Consider the following 16,755-nt stretch of genomic DNA (forward strand, 5'->3'; position numbering starts at 1 on the left):
CACCCTTTACCCTGGTGTTGTTTCTTTCGTTGCTGCACACCGACGCGCATCGCACCATCAGTCACAGACGAACCGGAAGGCCCGAATGACCACTCCGCCCACGATTCACGACCTCATCATCGTCGGTTCGGGACCGGCCGGATATACGGCCGCGGTGTACGCAGCCCGCGCCGAACTCGCGCCCCTCGTCTTCGAAGGCACCCAGTTCGGTGGCTCCCTCATGACCACGACCGAGGTCGAGAATTTCCCCGGTTTCAAGGACGGCATCATGGGCCCCGAGCTCATGGAGCAGATGCGTGAGCAGGCGCTGCGCTTCGGCGCCGACATCCGCACCGAGGACGTCGACGAACTGGACGTCACGGGTCCGGTCAAGACGGTCGTCGCGAACGGTGAGACCTACCAGGCCCGCGCGATCATCCTGGCGATGGGCGCGGAGCCGCGCTACCTCGGCGTCCCGGGCGAGGAGCGGCTGCTCGGCCGCGGCGTCAGTGCGTGCGCAACCTGCGACGGCTTCTTCTTCCGCGACCAGGACATCGCCGTGGTCGGCGGCGGGGACTCCGCCATGGAGGAGGCCACCTTCCTCACCCGCTTCGCGCGCAGCGTCACGCTGATCCACCGCCGCGACGAGTTCCGCGCATCGAAGATCATGCTCGAGCGTGCCCGCGCCAACGAGAAGATCCGCTTCGTCACCAACGCGCAGGTCGTCGAGGTGCAGGGCGAGAACAGCGTCACCAACCTCGTCCTCGAGGACACCGTGACCGGCGAGCGCAGCGACCTGGCCGTCACGGGCCTGTTCGTCGCGGTCGGACACGACCCGCGCAGCTCCCTCGTCGCCGGTCAGGTCGACCGCGACGCAGCCGGCTACGTGCTCGTGCAGTCGCCGACCACGGCCACGTCCGTCCCGGGCGTGTTCGCCGCCGGCGACCTGGTCGACCGCACCTACCGGCAGGCCATCACCGCGGCCGGCACCGGCTGCTCCGCGTCCATCGACGCCGAGCGCTGGCTCGCCGAGCATGCGGCCGCCGACCTGTCCGCAGCCTCGGCAGAGGCCTGATCGACAGCCTCGGCAGAGGCCTGAGCGACAGCCTCGGCAGAGGCCTGAGCGACAGCCTCGGCAGAGGCCTGACACCCCCGCTTCGCCCATCCGAATTTCTAGGAGACATCGTGGCCAACACCATCACCATCACCGATTCCTCGTTCGTCGAGGACGTTCTGCAGTCCGAGAAGCCGGTCCTCGTCGATTTCTGGGCCACCTGGTGCGGCCCGTGCAAGATGGTCGCCCCGGTCCTCGAGGAGATCGCCGGTGAGCACAGCGACAAGCTGACCATCGCGAAGCTCGACATCGACGCGAACCCCACCTCGGCCCAGGACTACAAGGTGATGTCGATTCCCACGATGATCCTGTTCTCGGGTGGCAAGCCGGTGAAGACGATCGTCGGCGCCAAGGGCAAGGCGGCGCTTCTGCGCGACCTGGGTGACGTTCTGTAGTAGCGTCCCACCGATCGACGCCCGGCGAAGGACACGACACCTTCGCCACGGATGCGCCCGGATTTCTCCTGTTCCGGGCGCATCTGCGACAATCGAGCGATGCGGCCTGCCCTGCGGGCACCATCAGGTCAGCACGGAAAGGCCCGAGACATGCACCGACTGCGTCACGGCGACCACGGCCCCGCTGTCGCCGAGATCCGCAGCACTCTTGCCGGTTTGGGCTTCCTCCACGACGCCACCGCTTCGCGGGACTGGGTCGGCTCCGACGTCGTCTTCGACCGTGAACTCGACGGTGCCGTGCGCGCCTTCCAGCAGCAGCGGGGGCTGCTCGTCGACGGGATCGTCGGCCCCGCGACCTACCGGTCGCTGAAGGAGGCGTCGTACCGGCTCGGCGCCCGCACACTCATCTACCAACTGTCGGCTCCGCTGTACGGGGACGACGTTGCCGCGCTGCAGACCCGTCTGCAGGACCTCGGGTTCTACGTGGACCGGGTGGACGGCTACTTCGGGCCCCGCACCCACGAAGCGCTCAGTTCCTTCCAGCGGGAGATCGGCCTCGCCTCGGACGGCATCTGTGGCCCGGAGACACTGCGCGCGCTGGAACTGCTCGGCACCCGCGTCTCCGGTGGTTCACCGCACGCGATCAGCGAAGAGGAAATCGTCCGCCGCTCCGGCCCGCAACTCAGCGGCAAGCGGATCGTGATCGATCCCGGTCTCGGCGGCAAGGATCACGGCGTGATCGTGCGCAGCCGCCACGGTGTGATCTCCGAGGCGGACATCCTGTGGGACCTCGCCCGCCGGCTGGAAGGGCGGATGGCCGCCACCGGCATGGAGACGTTCCTGTCGCGGCCGTACCACGCGAACCCGACGGACATCGAACGCGCCGGCACCTCGAATGCGTTCGGCGCGGACCTGATGATCTCGCTGCGGTGCGATTCGAGCCCCAACCCGGCGGCGCGCGGCATCGCCAGCTTCCATTACGGCAACGCGCACGGCTCGGAGTCGATGATCGGTCAGGTCCTCACCGGCTACATCCAGCGTGAGATCGTCGCCCGCACCTCGCTGCAGGACTGCCGCAGCCACGGCCGCACGTGGGACCTGCTGCGACTGACCAACATGCCCACGGTGCAGATCGACCTCGGTTACCTCACCAGCCCGCAGGACGCGGCGCTGCTTTCGGATCCGCGATCGCGCGACGTCATCGCCGAGGCGATCCTCATCGCCGTCAAGCGTCTGTATCTGCTCGGACAGGACGACCAGCCGACGGGCACCTACACGTTCGCCGAGTTGCTCGCCGAGGAATTGTCGATCACCGAGACCCGCTGAGCGCGGTCCACCCCGAACACGAAACACCCCGCCGGCCTCGGGCCGGCGGGGTGTTTGTTTCACGTGAAACAGTGCGTTCGCGTCAGCGCGCTCCGACCGGGGTGCGGGACCCGTCGAGTTCCGCGATGGTGATCGACGCGGCCTCGATCAGCCGGTCGAGCGCGGCCTCGACCTCTTCCTTCCACCCGTGATCCCGATTCAGTTCGAGGCGAAGCCGGGGGAAGCGCGGGTGCGGGGCAACCACCTCGAAGCCCATGTCCTCCAGAAAATCGGCGGGGATCATGCACTCGAGGGGGGAGCAGTCGAGTGCCGCCGTCGCCGTCGGCACCCCGCTGTTCTGCTCGGCATCCTCGGTGGCCCGGATCCCGAACGCTTCCAGGGCGCGCACATTGCGCCGGACCAGATCGTCGACGACCGCGCGGATCAGTTGACTGCCCAGATCCAGGTCGTCGGCGTACGGCTCGATCCGCATGCTCGTCAGCAGGATCGCGTCGGCGCTGACCGGCGAGGTCGGGAACAGCTGCGCGCGCGGAACCATGTTGGGCGGAGCATAGAACGCGCAGCCGGCCGGCTTGTCGTCGACCGTCGCGAGCTGCGCGCACGAACCCCACTGCAGCATGACCATCGACAGCCACGCTTCCTTTTCGAACTCCGGATCGCAGAAATCGCGCGCACCGCGGACCGCCCCCGGATCCATCTCCCAGAACACACAGCGCCGCGCGTGCGCCGGCAACTGGTCGATTCCACTCAGCGTGAGTGATGTGACTCGAGTCGACACCGGTCTACTTCGCCTCCACGTCCGTATTCTCGACTGTCGTCCTGCATGGGCGGCCCGTCAAGAAGGATCGACCTGGGACTCCATCATCGTCACGATGCGCTGCAGATCGTCGACCGATCCGAACTCGACGACGATCTTGCCTTTGCGCTTGCCGAGGCTCACGGTGACGCGGGTGTCGAAGGAGTTCGACAGCCGCTCCGCGACATCCTGCAGACCGGGCATCTGGATCGGCTTGCGACGCTGCGGCGCGGCGGTGGGACCGTCACCGCGGTTCGCGAGCATCACCGCCTCCTCGGTGGCACGCACCGACATGCCCTCTGCGACGATGCGGGCCGCCAGGGCCTCCTGAGCGTCGGCACCGGCCTCCAGAGACAACAGCGCCCGCGCGTGCCCGGCGGACAGGACTCCGGCGGCGACCCGGCGCTGCACCGCGACCGGCAGCTTGAGGAGACGGATCATGTTGGTCACGACGGGCCGCGACCGTCCGATGCGCGACGCCAGTTCCTCGTGGGTCACCTCGAACTCTTCGAGCAGCTGCTGGTACGCGGCGGCTTCCTCGAGCGGGTTGAGCTGGACGCGGTGGATGTTCTCGAGCAGCGCGTCGCGCAGCAGCGCGTCGTCGTCGGTGTCGCGGACGATGGCCGGGACCGTTTCCAGGCCGACCTCCTGGCAGGCCCGCCAGCGGCGCTCGCCCATGACGAGCTGGAAGCGGTCGCCCTCCGTGCGGCGGACCACGATGGGCTGCATGAGCCCGAATTCGCGGATCGAATGGACCAGCTCGGCGAGGGCCTCCTCGTCGAACACCTGACGCGGCTGCTTCGGGTTGGCCTCGATCCGGTCGATCGGCACCTCGACGTACACCGCTCCGGTGGGGGAGGGGAGGGGCTGCTCCGTCGAAGCAGTCGCCGGGGACGCAGCGTGTGTGGTTCCGTCGCCGATGATCACGTCGGCGGCGGCGGATCCGAGGCCGCTCGACGGGATCGTCATGCCGGACACACCGCTCGCCTTACGCGCCGCGGCGGTCTTGCCGGTGGTGTTGTTCTTGCTCGGCGCATTCCCGGCGGGAGCCGGCGCAGAGGGAGCGGGTGCCGTCGGTGCCGTCGCGGTCCCGGCAGGAGCCGTCGCGGGTACCGGGGGTGCTTCGACCGGCCCGGTCGGGATGAGCGCCGCCAGACCCCGTCCGAGACCTCCCTTGCGTGTCGCGCTCATTCGTTCCCCTGATTCTTGTCGTGACCTCGCGCCGCCAGTTCGCGCCCGGCGTCGAGATAGCTCATCGCACCGCGCGAACCTGGATCGTAGTCGAGCACGGTCATTCCGTACCCGGGAGCTTCGGAAACCTTCACGCTGCGAGGAATGACGGACCGCAGGACCGCGTCCCCGAAGTGGGCTCGCACCTCGGCCGCGACTTGATCCGCGAGCTTGGTGCGACCGTCGTACATGGTCAGCAGCACGGTCGAGACGTGCAGTTCCGGGTTGAGATGCGACTGGACGAGTTCGATGTTGCGCAGCAACTGACCGACGCCCTCGAGGGCGTAGTACTCGCACTGGATAGGGATGAGCACTTCCTTCGCCGCGACGAGCGCGTTGACGGTCAGCAGACCCAGCGACGGGGGGCAGTCGATGATGATGTAGTCGTAGTCGCGATCACCGAGAGCAGCGGCGGTCAGCGCGTTCTTCAGCCGGTTCTCGCGGGCGACCATCGACACCAGTTCGATCTCCGCACCGGCCAGATCGATGGTCGCGGGAATGCAGAACAGCCTCTCGCTGTGCGGGCTCTGCTGGACCGCCTCGGACGCCTTCACCTCACCGAGCAGCACCTCGTAGCTCGACGCGACCCCCGAGTAGTGGGGGACACCGAGCGCGGTGCTGGCGTTGCCCTGCGGATCGAGATCGACGACGAGCACCGTCAGCCCCTGGACCGCGAGCGCGGCGGCAAGGTTCACGGTCGACGTGGTCTTGCCGACGCCGCCCTTCTGATTCGCGACGGTGAAGATCCGTCGTTCGGTCGGCTTCGGCAGAGAGTCTGCGGCGCTCGGGTGGAGGACCTGGCTCGCGCGATGGGCTGCGGCCCCGATCGGAGTGTCCGCCGCGGAGATTCCGTCGAACGGCACCGGGAAGAATTCGTCGTCGATAGCTTCGGTTTCACGTGAAACAGCAGACTCGGATCCACCCGACATTGAACGCTCCTTTATCGTCGACCCGCACCCGGGACGGTCGGCGTTGACGTGGTTGAGGCGCGAGATTGCACATCTCGATGCGACGCCCGAGGTCCGTCGAACCACCGCCGTCGCATTGGTCCCCTCTTTTCGTTCAGTATTCCATCCCGCATTCTAGGGCCACACGGTGACACTGCCGACTTTTCTGTTTCACGTGAAACATGGCGGGGCCGCGCCCGTGTTTCACGTGAAACACGACACTCCGAGAGCTGTCGCCGAGGTGCCCGTCACCGCTCCACCGCGGGCGGATAGGACGATCCATCGAAAGCCTCTTTGCAGGAACAACTTTCGACAGATATCTAGCCAAATCTATTGGCTTTCAAAGATTTCGGTATACAAACATGGCGATCCGGAGTTGCAGCACCCGAAAGTGGCGTCACAGTGACGAAATGAAATCGACCTCCCGGTACCACCGCGCACGCGACCGTTTTCGCCTCATTCGGCGTTCCGAAGTCGTCCCGAAAGATCTCGAGAGAATTACTCGAGCTCGAGATGCTCGAGGGACTCGAGGTTTTCTCGTATGTGTCGAACCTCGAGTTCGGTAGCAACACGAACCACAGGAATTCGGTGGCACGAAAAGACCCCTCCGCCACCCGGTGGGGTAGGGGAGGGGTCGATGTTTCACGTGGAACGTGCGCGTCTATTTCTTCTTGCGCCGCCGCGGCTGGCGTGCCATCCGTTCGGCCTTCACCACGATGGTGGGTGTCTCCAGCAATCCGACGCCACACTCGAGCACCTCGAGATGGCCGGCACCGAGTCGTTCGAGTTCGTCCCGGTCGCGTTCGATTTCCTCGGCAGCGGAGCTTCCCTTGAGGGCGAGCATCCGGCCACCCACCCGAATCAGGGGCAGCGACCACTTGGCAAGCTTCGCGAGGGGGGCAACCGCACGGGACGTGACGACGTCCGCGCCACCCGCCTCCTGCAGAACCCCGGGCTGTTCGGCGCGCCCGCGCACGACCAGAACGTTCGCGAGTCCGTGTGTTTCGACGAACTCCGCGAGGTAGACGGAGCGACGCAGCAGCGGTTCCACGAGCGTGATGTGCAGATCCGGACGCGCGATCGCAAGCGGAATGCCGGGGAGTCCGGCACCGCTGCCGACATCGACGACGCTCTCGTCCTTCTCGATGAGCTCACCGAGCACCGCGCAGTTGAGCAGGTGGCGGTCCCACAACCGCGGGACTTCACGGGGTCCGATGAGACCCCGTTCGACGCCGTCGGTCGACAAGGACCGGTGGTATTCCTGGGCGAGAGCGAACCGCTCGCCGAATACCTGATGCGCGACCTCGAGGACGCGTTCCTCGTCATGTTCCACGTGAAACATCCTCTCCCTACCGCCCATTGCCCCGGAACACCGGGGTCACACACGAACGGAGGGGCCCGACGTGACCGTCGGTGCCCCTCCGCTGTCGATTTTCACCGAATGCCGGTGGCGCTCAGTCCTTGATGACGACGACGCGACGCTGCGGCTCGGCGCCTTCGCTCTCGCTGGACACCCCGGGGATCTTGGCCACGGCGTCGTGCACGATCTTGCGTTCGAACGGTGTCATCGGTGCGAGCGACTCGCGCTCACCGGTCTCGAGGACGCGCTTCGCGGCGGCCGTGCCGAGCTCGGTCAGCTCCGCACGCTTGCCCGCACGCCAACCGGCGATGTCGAGCATCAGCTTGCTGCGTTCACCGGTGGCCTGCTGCACCGCCAGCCGGGTCAGTTCCTGCAGCGCGTCGAGCACCTCGCCCTGCCGGCCGACGAGCTTCGTCAGGTCGGCGCCGCCGTCGATGCTCACGACCGCGCGATCGCCCTCGACATCGAGGTCGATGTCACCGTCGAAGTCGAGCACGTCGAGAAGCTGTTCGAGGTAGTCGCCGGCGATTTCGCCTTCCTCGACCAGGTAGTCGTCGTCCTCGGTGTCGAGGTCCGCGTCGAGCTTCGCGGAATCGGCCGTCACGTCGATGTCCTCCTGTGCCTTGTCCAGGTCACTGGCCATGGTTCGCCCTCTTCTACTTCGGTCAGCGCCGCTTGCGCTTGGAGTTCTTGGAGCCGCCCTGCTTCTTCGCCGTCGCGGACCCGGATCCGCCCGCGGGCTTCTCCGGTTCGTCGCTCACAGGCTTCTCGAGAGACAGTTCGTTCTCGTCGCTTCCAGGATTGTCGGCGATGGCGGGGTTCGCGCCCTTCTTCTTCGCACGATCCGGCCGAGCGCCCGGCTTCGGCGCGTTCTCGTTGCGACGCGCGACCACAGCCGCCTTCTTCTCGGCTTCCTCCTGGTCGATCTTGCGGAAGACGAGGTGCTGCTGGCAGTAGGTCCAGATGTTGTTGCTCACCCAGTAGATGAGGATGGCGATCGGCAGGAACGGGCCACCGACGAGCACACCGAGCGGGAAGACGTACAGCGCCAGCTTGTTCATGATCGCGGCCTGCGGGTTCGCAGCGGCCTGGGCGCTCTGCCGCGCAACCGACGCGCGGGAGTTGAAGTGCGTGGCGATACCGGCGATGACCATGAGTGGGATCGCGACCGCGGCGATCTGCCAACGGGTGGGGATACCACCGAACGGTGCGAACGCTTCGAGCGAGGCCATCGGCTGGGTGATCCACGCCGAGATGGGGGCGCCGAACAGGCGAGCGCTCAAGAAGGACTGCACGTCCTCCGGGCTGAACGCGTAGTTACCGATCTGCGCGTTGGTCACCGGGTCCAGACCGAGCTGCCCCACACCGGTACCCGTGCGGTTGAAGGACCGCAGCACGTGGAACAGACCGATGAACACCGGCACCTGCAGCAGGACCGGCAGGCAGCCCATCAGCGGGTTGAAGCCGTGCTCCTTCTGGAGCTTCTGCATCTCGAGCGCCTGCCGCTGGCGATCATTGGCGTACTTCTTCTGCAGCGCCTTGATCTGCGGCTGCAGCTCCTGCATCTGCCGCGTCGTGCGGACCTGCTTGACGAACGGCTTGTACAGGATCGCCCGCAGCGTGAACACGAGGAACGCCACGGACAAGGCCCATGCGACACCACTGTCCGGACCGAGGAAGGGGATGGCGCCGAAAATTTTGTGCCAGAACCACAGGATCCAGGACACGGGATAGTAGATGAAGTCGAGCACGGCTCTGTGTACTCCTCTGGTCGTCCATGATCGCCACCCACGGCGTCGGTCTCAGGTCTACGCTCGCCCGTCCAGAACTCGGCCGGGCGAGCGGGGCCGACGTTCGGGCACCGGATCCCACCCACCAGGGTGCCAGGGCGCACACTTGAGCAGTCGCACGATCGCCAGACAAGATCCGACGACGACTCCTCGCGTGCGCAACGCCTCGACGGCGTATTCGCTGCACGTGGGAGTGAATCTGCAGGTCGGCATCCGTGTCGGCGACACGTACGTGCGGTACAGCTCGATGCAGAAGATCAGTGCCCGGGCCGGCGCCGAGCGGATCTTCGACCAGGCGGCAGTCATGCCGACTGCCCCGAATCCGCGAACAGGCCGAGCTTGGTGAGGCCCGAACGGACCTGACGCTCGAGATCGCGGGAGGTCGCGGTGGCCGCACCGGGCAGAGCACGAAGGACGATGTCGGCGTCGGACGGAACATCGTTCACGATGCCGGCGCAGATATGACGAAGCCGGCGGGCGACTCGATGTCGAATCACCGCCGGCCCGACAGCCTTGCTCACGACCAGCCCGAAACGCGGGCCGTCGCTGTTCACCACGAACTCGGACCGATCCCTCTCGATCGCATGTACGACGAGATCGCGCCGACCTTGCCGGCGCCCGTGGCGGACTGTCTCGGAGAAGTCCGCGCGACGGCGCAGGCGGTGCGGCTCAGGCAGCACCCCGAGCTCCCGTTACCGGGATCAGGCGGTGAGGGAGGCGCGGCCCTTGCGGCGACGCGCCGACACGATCGCGCGACCCGCACGGGTGCGCATCCGGAGACGGAAGCCGTGAACGCGCGCGCGGCGGCGATTGTTCGGCTGGAACGTCCGCTTGCCCTTGGCCACGGTCGACACTCCTCGAAGTTCTGTGACGCCCGCAGGCGTCAGCGGTCTAACATTTTCGGAAATCGCATGACCCGTACCGAACGCGGCTGTGCAGCGACGCAGCACGGATCCGTCACTGCCGTATGAGTGACTGTTCGAGGCTACTCGGAGCGGGGTGCGAAATCAAACCGCGCCACCTCGGCGGACGCAACCCGACACGCCGCCTGCCTGCGGTTCCCCATGTCACGCAATGCATGTGACGACGGTCACCTGCGGTGTAGGCTCCCCTCATGGCTTCGCAGGGGACGAAGGTTCACGCGCACCACCGACTGTTGTCGCTGCCGGGTCACCGGCGATGTGCGCTGCCGTGCCACCGGCGATGTGCCCGCCCGCCGGTTTCGTGCCTCACTCGAGAACGACCCTGACCGAAGCGGTAAGCCGCGGTCCCACGGGGTTCATCGACAGGGATGACTCGACCCCGGCGCCGATCGGGCGTCACCCGGACCCGCCGGTTCACTCGAACAGATCGTTCACCAGCGCCCTGCGACCTCCGCGACCCGCAGCAGGGCGTGACACGATGCTTGTCCACACCTGTGGATAATTGTGTGGAAACTCGAACCCAGGAACTGTGGAGGACAGCTACGTGACCGACGAGCCGAACGCGCTGGCCGATGTGTGGTCGGACGTCGTCGCCGAACTCACCGCCGACGGCGGTGCGCTGACCAAAGGCCAGAAAGCATGGCTTGCGCTGGTCAAACCGCTGACCCTCGCACAGGGATTCGCCCTGCTCTCGGTCCCGTCGTCGTTCGCGCAGGAGGCCATCGAGCGGGATCTGCGCGAGCCGATCCTGCGCTCGCTCAACCGTAATCTGGGCCATCGTGTGGAAGGCCTCGGCGTGCGGATCGAAGCGACCGAGGAGACCGGCGACCCCGGCGAGGACCCGTACGCGGTCCCGCGCGACACCCTGCCCCTGGAGGGGCTGCCGCTCGATGCCCGGCCGGCCGAGCCCCGCACCCGCAAGCCCAGCCCACGCGACATGGCTCAGCCCTTCCGGCACCGTCGTCTGTCGTCCCTCGACCACGAGGTGCTCGAGGTGGAGGCCGGCGAACTCGAGGAGGTCGACGACGATCGGGAGGCCATCACGGCCGTCCGCGAGTCGTGGCCGTCGTACTTCACCCAGCCGCCCGCGCCGAGCACTCCGGCGCCGTCGGGCGGTAGCAGCAGCCTCAACGCCAAGTACACCTTCGACACGTTCGTCATCGGCGCGTCGAACCGGTTCGCCCACGCCGCGGCGGTCGCGATCGCGGAGGCACCCGCCCGCGCTTACAACCCCTTGTTCATCTGGGGTGCGTCGGGCCTGGGGAAGACCCACCTGCTGCACGCCGCCGGCCACTACGCGCAGCGGCTGTTCCCGGGCATGCGGGTCAAGTACGTCTCCACCGAAGAGTTCACGAACGACTTCATCAACAGCCTTCGTGACGACCGCAAGGTGGCATTCAAGAAGCGCTACCGCGAGACCGACATTCTGCTGGTCGACGACATCCAGTTCATCGAGGGCAAGGAAGGTATCCAGGAGGAGTTCTTCCACACCTTCAACACCCTCCACAACGCGAACAAGCAGATCGTCGTGTCCTCGGACCGTCCGCCGAAGCAGCTCGCGACCCTCGAGGAGCGGCTGCGCACGCGGTTCGAATGGGGCCTGATCACCGACGTGCAGCCGCCGGAACTCGAGACCCGCATCGCGATTCTCAGCAAGAAGGCCCGGATGGACCGGCTGGATGTCCCGCACGACGTACTCGAGCTGATCGCCAGCCGGATCGAACGCAACATCCGGGAACTCGAGGGTGCCCTCATCCGTGTGACGGCGTTCGCGTCGCTGAACCGGCAGCCGCTGGATCTCACCCTCGCCGAGGTCGTGTTGCGCGATCTCATCCCGGACTCGACGGCTCTCGAGATCAACTCGGCCACGATCATGGCCGTGACCGCGGAGTACTTCGGTACGTCGATCGACGACCTGTGCGGCCCCGGCAAGGCACGGCCACTGGCACAGGCACGGCAGATCGCCATGTATCTGTGCCGGGAGCTGACGGACCTGTCGTTGCCCAAGATCGGGCAGACGTTCGGCCGCGACCACACGACAGTCATGTACGCGGACAAGAAGATTCGCAAGGAGATGACCGAGCGGCGCAAGGTCTACGACCAGGTGCAGGAGCTCACGGCACGCATCAAGCAGCGGTCCAAGCGCTGAAGGAGACACTCACATCGAACGGGTCCGGACTCTCGAGTCCGGGCCCGTTTTCGTTCGTCCACAGTCCGTGCACAGGCTCTGCACACCTGTGAGGTATCCCGAATCTCGAGATCGGAAAACATCCTCACACCTGTGGACTAGCATGTGCAGAACGTGGAATCTCTGTGGACGAACGGTGCACCGATCGTGGATAGTCTCGAGATGTTCACATTCATCCTCGAGTAGTCCTCGAGTTCATCCTCGAGTCATCCACCCCGTCGGACCGCGCGTCACCAGCGTAGACGGTCGTTACTCCACAGATTCCACACCCCCTATTACTGCTTTTGAGTTTCTTTCAAGAAAAACTCTTTGAAAACAGGGGGTGTGGAGCACTCGAGTCCACAGGCCTCTCGAGAGCGCCGACTCGCTCGAGCCCTCGGCTTTCCAAGCCGCAGTCGAAGGCATACCGTGGAGCGACGTCCCCGATGCCACCTTTCGGTGTCGGGGCCCTGTGTCAGACTTCTAAGGACTTGGCAGCCCCCCGACGTGCACTGGAGCACGTCAGCTCGGACGAGAGGATCCACCGGCAGATGGAGCTTGGAACCATGAAGTTTCGTGTTGCTCGCGAGGACTTCGCCGACTCTGTCGCTTGGGTGGCTCGCAGCCTCCCGTCGCGTCCTCCGGTCCCGGTCCTCGGCGGGGTACTGCTCGCGGCCGACGAGCAGGGCCTGACCGTCTCCGGTTTCGACTACGAGGTCTCCGCGCAGGTGCACGTCTCGGCCGAGGTGATCACGCCCGGTCAGGTGCTGGTGTCCGGCAAGCTGCTCGCGGACATCACCCGCGCGCTGCCGAACAAGCCCGTCGACGTCGTGCTCGACGGCACCCGCGTGCTCATCAACTGCGGCAGCGCGAAGTTCTCGCTGCCGACGATGCCCGTCGAGGACTACCCGCAGCTGCCGGAGCTGCCGCAGCAGACCGGGTCGCTGCCCGTCGACGTGTTCTCCGAAGCGATCAGTCAGGTCGCGGTCGCGGCCGGCAAGGACGACACGCTGCCGATGCTCACCGGCATCCGCGTCGAGATCGACGGCACCGACATGGTCCTCGCGGCCACGGACCGGTTCCGTCTCGCGGTGCGCAAGGTCGAGTGGATGCCCACCGCGGAATCCACCAGCTCGGCGGTGCTGGTTCCCGCCAAGACTCTCTCCGAGGCGGCAAAAACCGTTGGTGGTTCCGGTAATTCGCCCGTCCAGCTCGCGCTGGGCAGCGGATCCGCGGTCGGTGCGGACGGGCTCCTGGGCATCGTCGCCGACGGCCGCCGCACCACCACGCGCCTGCTCGACGCCGAATTCCCCAAGTTCCGTCAGCTGCTGCCGACCGAGCACACCGCGATGGCGACCGTCGAGATCGCGCCGCTCGTCGACGCGATCAAGCGTGTCGCGCTGGTCGCCGAGCGCGGTGCCCAGGTGCGACTCGAGTTCGCCGACGGTGGCCTGCTGCTGTCGGCCGGTGGCGACGACGCCGGCCGGGCCGAGGAATCGCTGCCGGCCGAGTTCTACGGCGAGCCGCTCGTGATCGCGTTCAACCCCGGCTACCTGCTCGACGGGCTCGGTTCGCTGCACACCGAGAAGGTCTCGTTCGGCTTCACCACGTCGAGCCGTCCGGCGGTGCTGCGCCCGGCTCTCGACGAGGAGCCGGAGCCGGACGCGTCGGGCACCTTCGCCGCGCCGGAGAGCGACTACACGTACCTGCTGATGCCCGTGCGTCTGCCGGGCTGACCGGCACGGACGAGGTGAGCGGCCCGTGTACGTTCGCACCTTCTCACTGCGCGACTTCCGGTCCTGGGACGCCGTCTCGGTGAACCTGGTTCCGGGGCCGACGGTGCTGCTCGGGCGCAACGGCCACGGCAAGACCAACATGCTCGAGGCGCTGGGTTACCTCTCGACCCTGACCTCGCATCGCGTGTCCGGCGATGCGCCGCTGCTCCGCGCCGGCACGTCACGGGCGCTGGTGAGCGCACACGTCGTCAACGCCGGCCGCGAACTGGCCCTGGACGTCGAGATCAACGACGGCAAGAGCAACCGCGCCCGGATCAACCAGTCGCCGACGCGGCGGCCCCGGGAGATCCTCGGAATCCTCCGGACCGTGCTGTTCGCCCCGGAGGACCTGTCGCTGGTCCGCGGCGATCCCGGCGATCGCCGGCGCTTCCTCGACGAACTACTCACAACCCGTACCCCCAGGCTGGGGGGCGTTCGTGCCGACTACGACAAGGTGCTGCGGCAGCGGTCGGCGCTGTTGAAGACCGCCGGCGGTGCCCTGCGCCGGGGTGCCCGCTCGGCGGACGGTGCCGGGGCCCTGGCGACGCTGGACGTGTGGGACGGGCACCTGGCGTCGCACGGTGCCGAACTACTTGCGGCGCGTATCGCGCTGCTGCACGATCTGGCGCCGCACGTGGTCGCCGCGTACCGCTCGATCGCCCCGGAGTCGCGACCGGCGCTGCTGCGCTATCGCAGCAGTCTCGGCGACGCCCTTCCCCCGGAGTTCGCGGACCCGGCGCGCCGCCCCGAACCCGGGGACCGCGCGACGATCGAGGCGGCGTTCGTCGCGGCGCTGGCCGCCGCCCGGACCCGGGAGATCGAGCGGGGCGTCTGCCTGGTGGGTCCGCACCGCGACGAACTCGAGTTGGTGCTGGGTGATCAGCCGGCGAAAGGCTATGCCAGCCATGGGGAATCGTGGTCGTATGCGCTGGCGTTGCGGCTCGGTGCGTTCGAGTTGCTGCGGTCCGACGGCACCGATCCGGTGCTCATGCTCGACGACGTGTTCGCGGAGCTGGACCGGCGGCGGCGTACCGCGCTCGCGGCGGTCGCGGCGTCGGCCGAGCAGGTGCTGATCACCGCGGCGGTCCCGGAGGACGTGCCGTCCGAGCTTGCGGGGACCCGGTTCTCGGTGCGCGCCGAGGACACCGAGCGGGGCCGGTTGTCGGTGCTGACCCGAACCGAGGTCGAGGAGGTGCGGCCGTGAACGACGAGAACGGAAGCGTTTCTCCACATCATCCACAGGATGATCCACAGGAACCGTTGCGGGGCATCGATCTTGCGCGTCGTGCTCTCGAGGAGGCTCGAGCGGCCGCCAAGGCCAGCGGCAAGTCCGTCGGGCAGGGGCGTGCGTCGCGGGGACCGGTGCGGCCGCGTCGTCGTCGGCGTGGATGGTCCGGGCCCGGCCCCGACGAGCGCGATCCGCAGCCGTTCGGTGCGCTCGTGAACGCCCTGGCGAAGCAGCGCGGATGGTCCGGCCACGTGTCGGAGGGCACGGTGCTGGGCAGCTGGGCGCGTGTGGTGGGCGACGACATCGCCGCGCACGCATCCCCGACGACGTTGCGCGAGGGCGTGCTGCACGTGTCCGCGGAGTCGACGGCGTGGGCGACGCAGCTGCGGATGATGCAGGCGCAGATCCTCGCGAAGATCGCCGCGGCGGTCGGGCACGGGGTGGTCAAGGAACTGCGGATCACCGGTCCGACGGCGCCGAGCTGGCGCAAGGGCGAGCGGCACATCCGCGGTCGCGGACCGCGCGACACGTACGGCTGAGCCGCAACCGTAGATTTATCTATAACCGAGTGTTACGTTAAATTCGCCCAGGCCGGAAAGGGTCTCGCACGGCCATCGGCGGATCGCTGGAAACTGTTGTTGTTCAACGGTTTTCGTCGCTTCCTGTCACTCGGGAGGTTTCTGTGTCCACACTCACCGTCACCCGCGACTCGATCCGTCTCGAGGTCGTCGTCGAGGGGAATCCGCACGGCCCGACGCTCGTGCTCGTGCACGGCTGGCCCGACACGCACGCGCTGTGGGACCGCGTCGTGCCGCTGCTCACCGACGAATTCCGCGTCGTGCGCTACGACAACCGCGGTGCCGGAGCCTCGAGTATTCCGCCGCGGGTGCGGGACTACCGGCTCAGGGAACTGGTCCGGGATCTGAACGCGGTCGTCGACGCGGTCGGCGGGGGACCGGTGCACCTGCTCGGCCACGACTGGGGTGCGGTGGTGTGCTGGGAGGCGGTGTGCGAGCCCGGCGCGGCCGGCCGCATCGCCTCCTACACCTCGGTGTCCGGACCGAACCTGGACCATCTGGGGTTGTGGATGCGCAGGAGCCTGCGCTCGGGCCGATTCGCCGGCCCGCTCGCCCAGGCCGTCGCGTCCGCGTACACGCTGGCGTTCCAGCTCCCCGGGGTGCCGGTCCCCGTCCTGCGGTGGGTGCTCGCCCCGAACTGGGCGCGTTTCGTCGGCCTGTTCGACCGCGCCGATCCGTCCGTCGTGTCGCCGGCGCCCACCCTCGCCGACGACATGGTGCACGGCCTGAAGCTCTACCGCGCCAACATCCGGCGTCGGCTGGACTCGCCGCGGGAGCGCGTCACCGACGTGCCCGTTCAGCTCGTGCTGGCCGGCCGCGACCGGGCGGTGCGGCCCGTGGGATACGAGGACACCGAACGGTGGGTGCCGAACCTGCACCGGGAACGGCTCGATGCGGGACACTGGTCGCCGCGGACCCACCCCGGCGAGCTGGCCCGCCTGACCGGGAACTTCGTCCGGCAGACGGCCGAGCGGGAGTCTCCGCGGCAAATTTGATGCGACGGGCCGCGTGATCGCCGCTGCGTGGCAATGAGCGGGGCGGTAAGCCCGTCCTGTGTCGTCCCCGGCGCTTGTCGTCGCTGCAAGTAGGATGGGTGGACATGCGTGGCGCGAACGCGCGCGAGGCCGAGGCGGAGAAGGAGAGCTAC

17 protein-coding genes are annotated in these 16,755 nt (G+C 67.3%); 8 read left to right on the forward strand and 9 right to left on the reverse strand.

Annotated elements, in window-relative coordinates:
• The first annotated feature begins 85 nt into the window (after positions 1-85).
• From trxB to ACWDTS_RS19895, 3 genes are all read left to right on the forward strand, one after another.
• Positions 86-1,054, forward strand: coding sequence for a thioredoxin-disulfide reductase (gene trxB, locus ACWDTS_RS19885; RefSeq protein WP_450118874.1), 969 nt, complete (start codon positions 86-88; stop codon positions 1,052-1,054).
• A gap of 110 nt (positions 1,055-1,164) precedes the next feature.
• Positions 1,165-1,488 (forward strand): thioredoxin, encoded by a 324-nt coding sequence (gene trxA / locus ACWDTS_RS19890; protein ID WP_450118875.1) that lies wholly within the window; start codon positions 1,165-1,167, stop codon positions 1,486-1,488.
• Positions 1,489-1,638: 150 nt separating this feature from the next.
• A complete protein-coding gene (locus ACWDTS_RS19895; protein WP_450110106.1) occupies positions 1,639-2,814 on the forward strand; it encodes an N-acetylmuramoyl-L-alanine amidase in 1,176 nt (391 codons plus the stop codon).
• Between the two features lie 82 nt (positions 2,815-2,896).
• Here the strand turns inward: ACWDTS_RS19895 and ACWDTS_RS19900 are convergent, their stop codons facing one another.
• The 9 genes from ACWDTS_RS19900 to rpmH all read right to left on the reverse strand — a co-directional run bounded on the left by ACWDTS_RS19900 (position 2,897) and on the right by rpmH (position 9,782).
• On the reverse strand, positions 2,897-3,592 hold the full coding sequence (locus ACWDTS_RS19900; protein ID WP_450110105.1) for a GNAT family N-acetyltransferase: 696 nt from the start codon (positions 3,590-3,592) through the stop codon (positions 2,897-2,899).
• A 57-nt stretch (positions 3,593-3,649) separates the two neighbouring features.
• Entirely contained in the window at positions 3,650-4,801 is a 1,152-nt protein-coding gene (locus ACWDTS_RS19905; protein WP_450118876.1) for a ParB/RepB/Spo0J family partition protein, read from the reverse strand.
• Positions 4,798-5,769 carry a ParA family protein gene (locus tag ACWDTS_RS19910; protein WP_248674542.1) on the reverse strand — a complete coding sequence of 324 codons (972 nt, stop codon included), beginning with the start codon at positions 5,767-5,769 and terminating at the stop codon, positions 4,798-4,800. The genes ACWDTS_RS19905 and ACWDTS_RS19910 overlap by 4 nt, the downstream gene beginning before the upstream one ends.
• Before the next feature lie 679 nt (positions 5,770-6,448).
• Positions 6,449-7,129 (reverse strand): 16S rRNA (guanine(527)-N(7))-methyltransferase RsmG, encoded by a 681-nt coding sequence (gene rsmG / locus ACWDTS_RS19915; protein ID WP_450118877.1) that lies wholly within the window; start codon positions 7,127-7,129, stop codon positions 6,449-6,451.
• 112 nt (positions 7,130-7,241) lie between these two features.
• Positions 7,242-7,790 (reverse strand): Jag family protein, encoded by a 549-nt coding sequence (locus ACWDTS_RS19920; protein ID WP_248674546.1) that lies wholly within the window; start codon positions 7,788-7,790, stop codon positions 7,242-7,244.
• Between the two features lie 22 nt (positions 7,791-7,812).
• The gene (gene yidC / locus ACWDTS_RS19925) at positions 7,813-8,898 is read right to left on the reverse strand and encodes a membrane protein insertase YidC (protein ID WP_450118878.1); all 1,086 of its coding nucleotides are present in this window, start codon (positions 8,896-8,898) and stop codon (positions 7,813-7,815) included.
• Between the two features lie 57 nt (positions 8,899-8,955).
• Positions 8,956-9,243, reverse strand: a complete 288-nt coding sequence (gene yidD, locus ACWDTS_RS19930) for a membrane protein insertion efficiency factor YidD (RefSeq protein WP_248674550.1) — start codon at positions 9,241-9,243, stop codon at positions 8,956-8,958.
• Complete coding sequence (gene rnpA / locus ACWDTS_RS19935) at positions 9,240-9,617, reverse strand: ribonuclease P protein component (protein WP_197257101.1); 378 nt, start codon at positions 9,615-9,617, stop codon at positions 9,240-9,242. The genes yidD and rnpA overlap by 4 nt, the downstream gene beginning before the upstream one ends.
• 21 nt (positions 9,618-9,638) lie before the next feature.
• Entirely contained in the window at positions 9,639-9,782 is a 144-nt protein-coding gene (rpmH, locus tag ACWDTS_RS19940) for a 50S ribosomal protein L34 (protein WP_006550910.1), read from the reverse strand.
• Between the two features lie 622 nt (positions 9,783-10,404).
• Here rpmH and dnaA point away from each other — a divergent pair.
• From dnaA to ACWDTS_RS19965, 5 genes are all read left to right on the forward strand, one after another.
• Positions 10,405-12,009: a chromosomal replication initiator protein DnaA gene (gene dnaA, locus ACWDTS_RS19945; RefSeq protein WP_197257102.1), complete on the forward strand. Its 1,605-nt coding sequence runs from the start codon at positions 10,405-10,407 to the stop codon at positions 12,007-12,009.
• Positions 12,010-12,578: 569 nt separating this feature from the next.
• A complete protein-coding gene (gene dnaN, locus ACWDTS_RS19950) occupies positions 12,579-13,763 on the forward strand; it encodes a DNA polymerase III subunit beta (protein WP_197257103.1) in 1,185 nt (394 codons plus the stop codon).
• 25 nt (positions 13,764-13,788) lie between these two features.
• Positions 13,789-15,006, forward strand: coding sequence for a DNA replication/repair protein RecF (recF, locus tag ACWDTS_RS19955; RefSeq protein WP_450110100.1), 1,218 nt, complete (start codon positions 13,789-13,791; stop codon positions 15,004-15,006).
• The gene (locus ACWDTS_RS19960; RefSeq protein WP_197257105.1) at positions 15,003-15,569 is read left to right on the forward strand and encodes a DUF721 family protein; all 567 of its coding nucleotides are present in this window, start codon (positions 15,003-15,005) and stop codon (positions 15,567-15,569) included. Before recF ends, ACWDTS_RS19960 begins: the two co-directional genes overlap by 4 nt.
• A gap of 143 nt (positions 15,570-15,712) precedes the next feature.
• Positions 15,713-16,603, forward strand: coding sequence for an alpha/beta fold hydrolase (locus ACWDTS_RS19965; protein ID WP_450118879.1), 891 nt, complete (start codon positions 15,713-15,715; stop codon positions 16,601-16,603).
• Positions 16,604-16,755: the final 152 nt, after the last annotated feature.

Source organism: Rhodococcus sp. NPDC003383 (assembly GCF_053589115.1).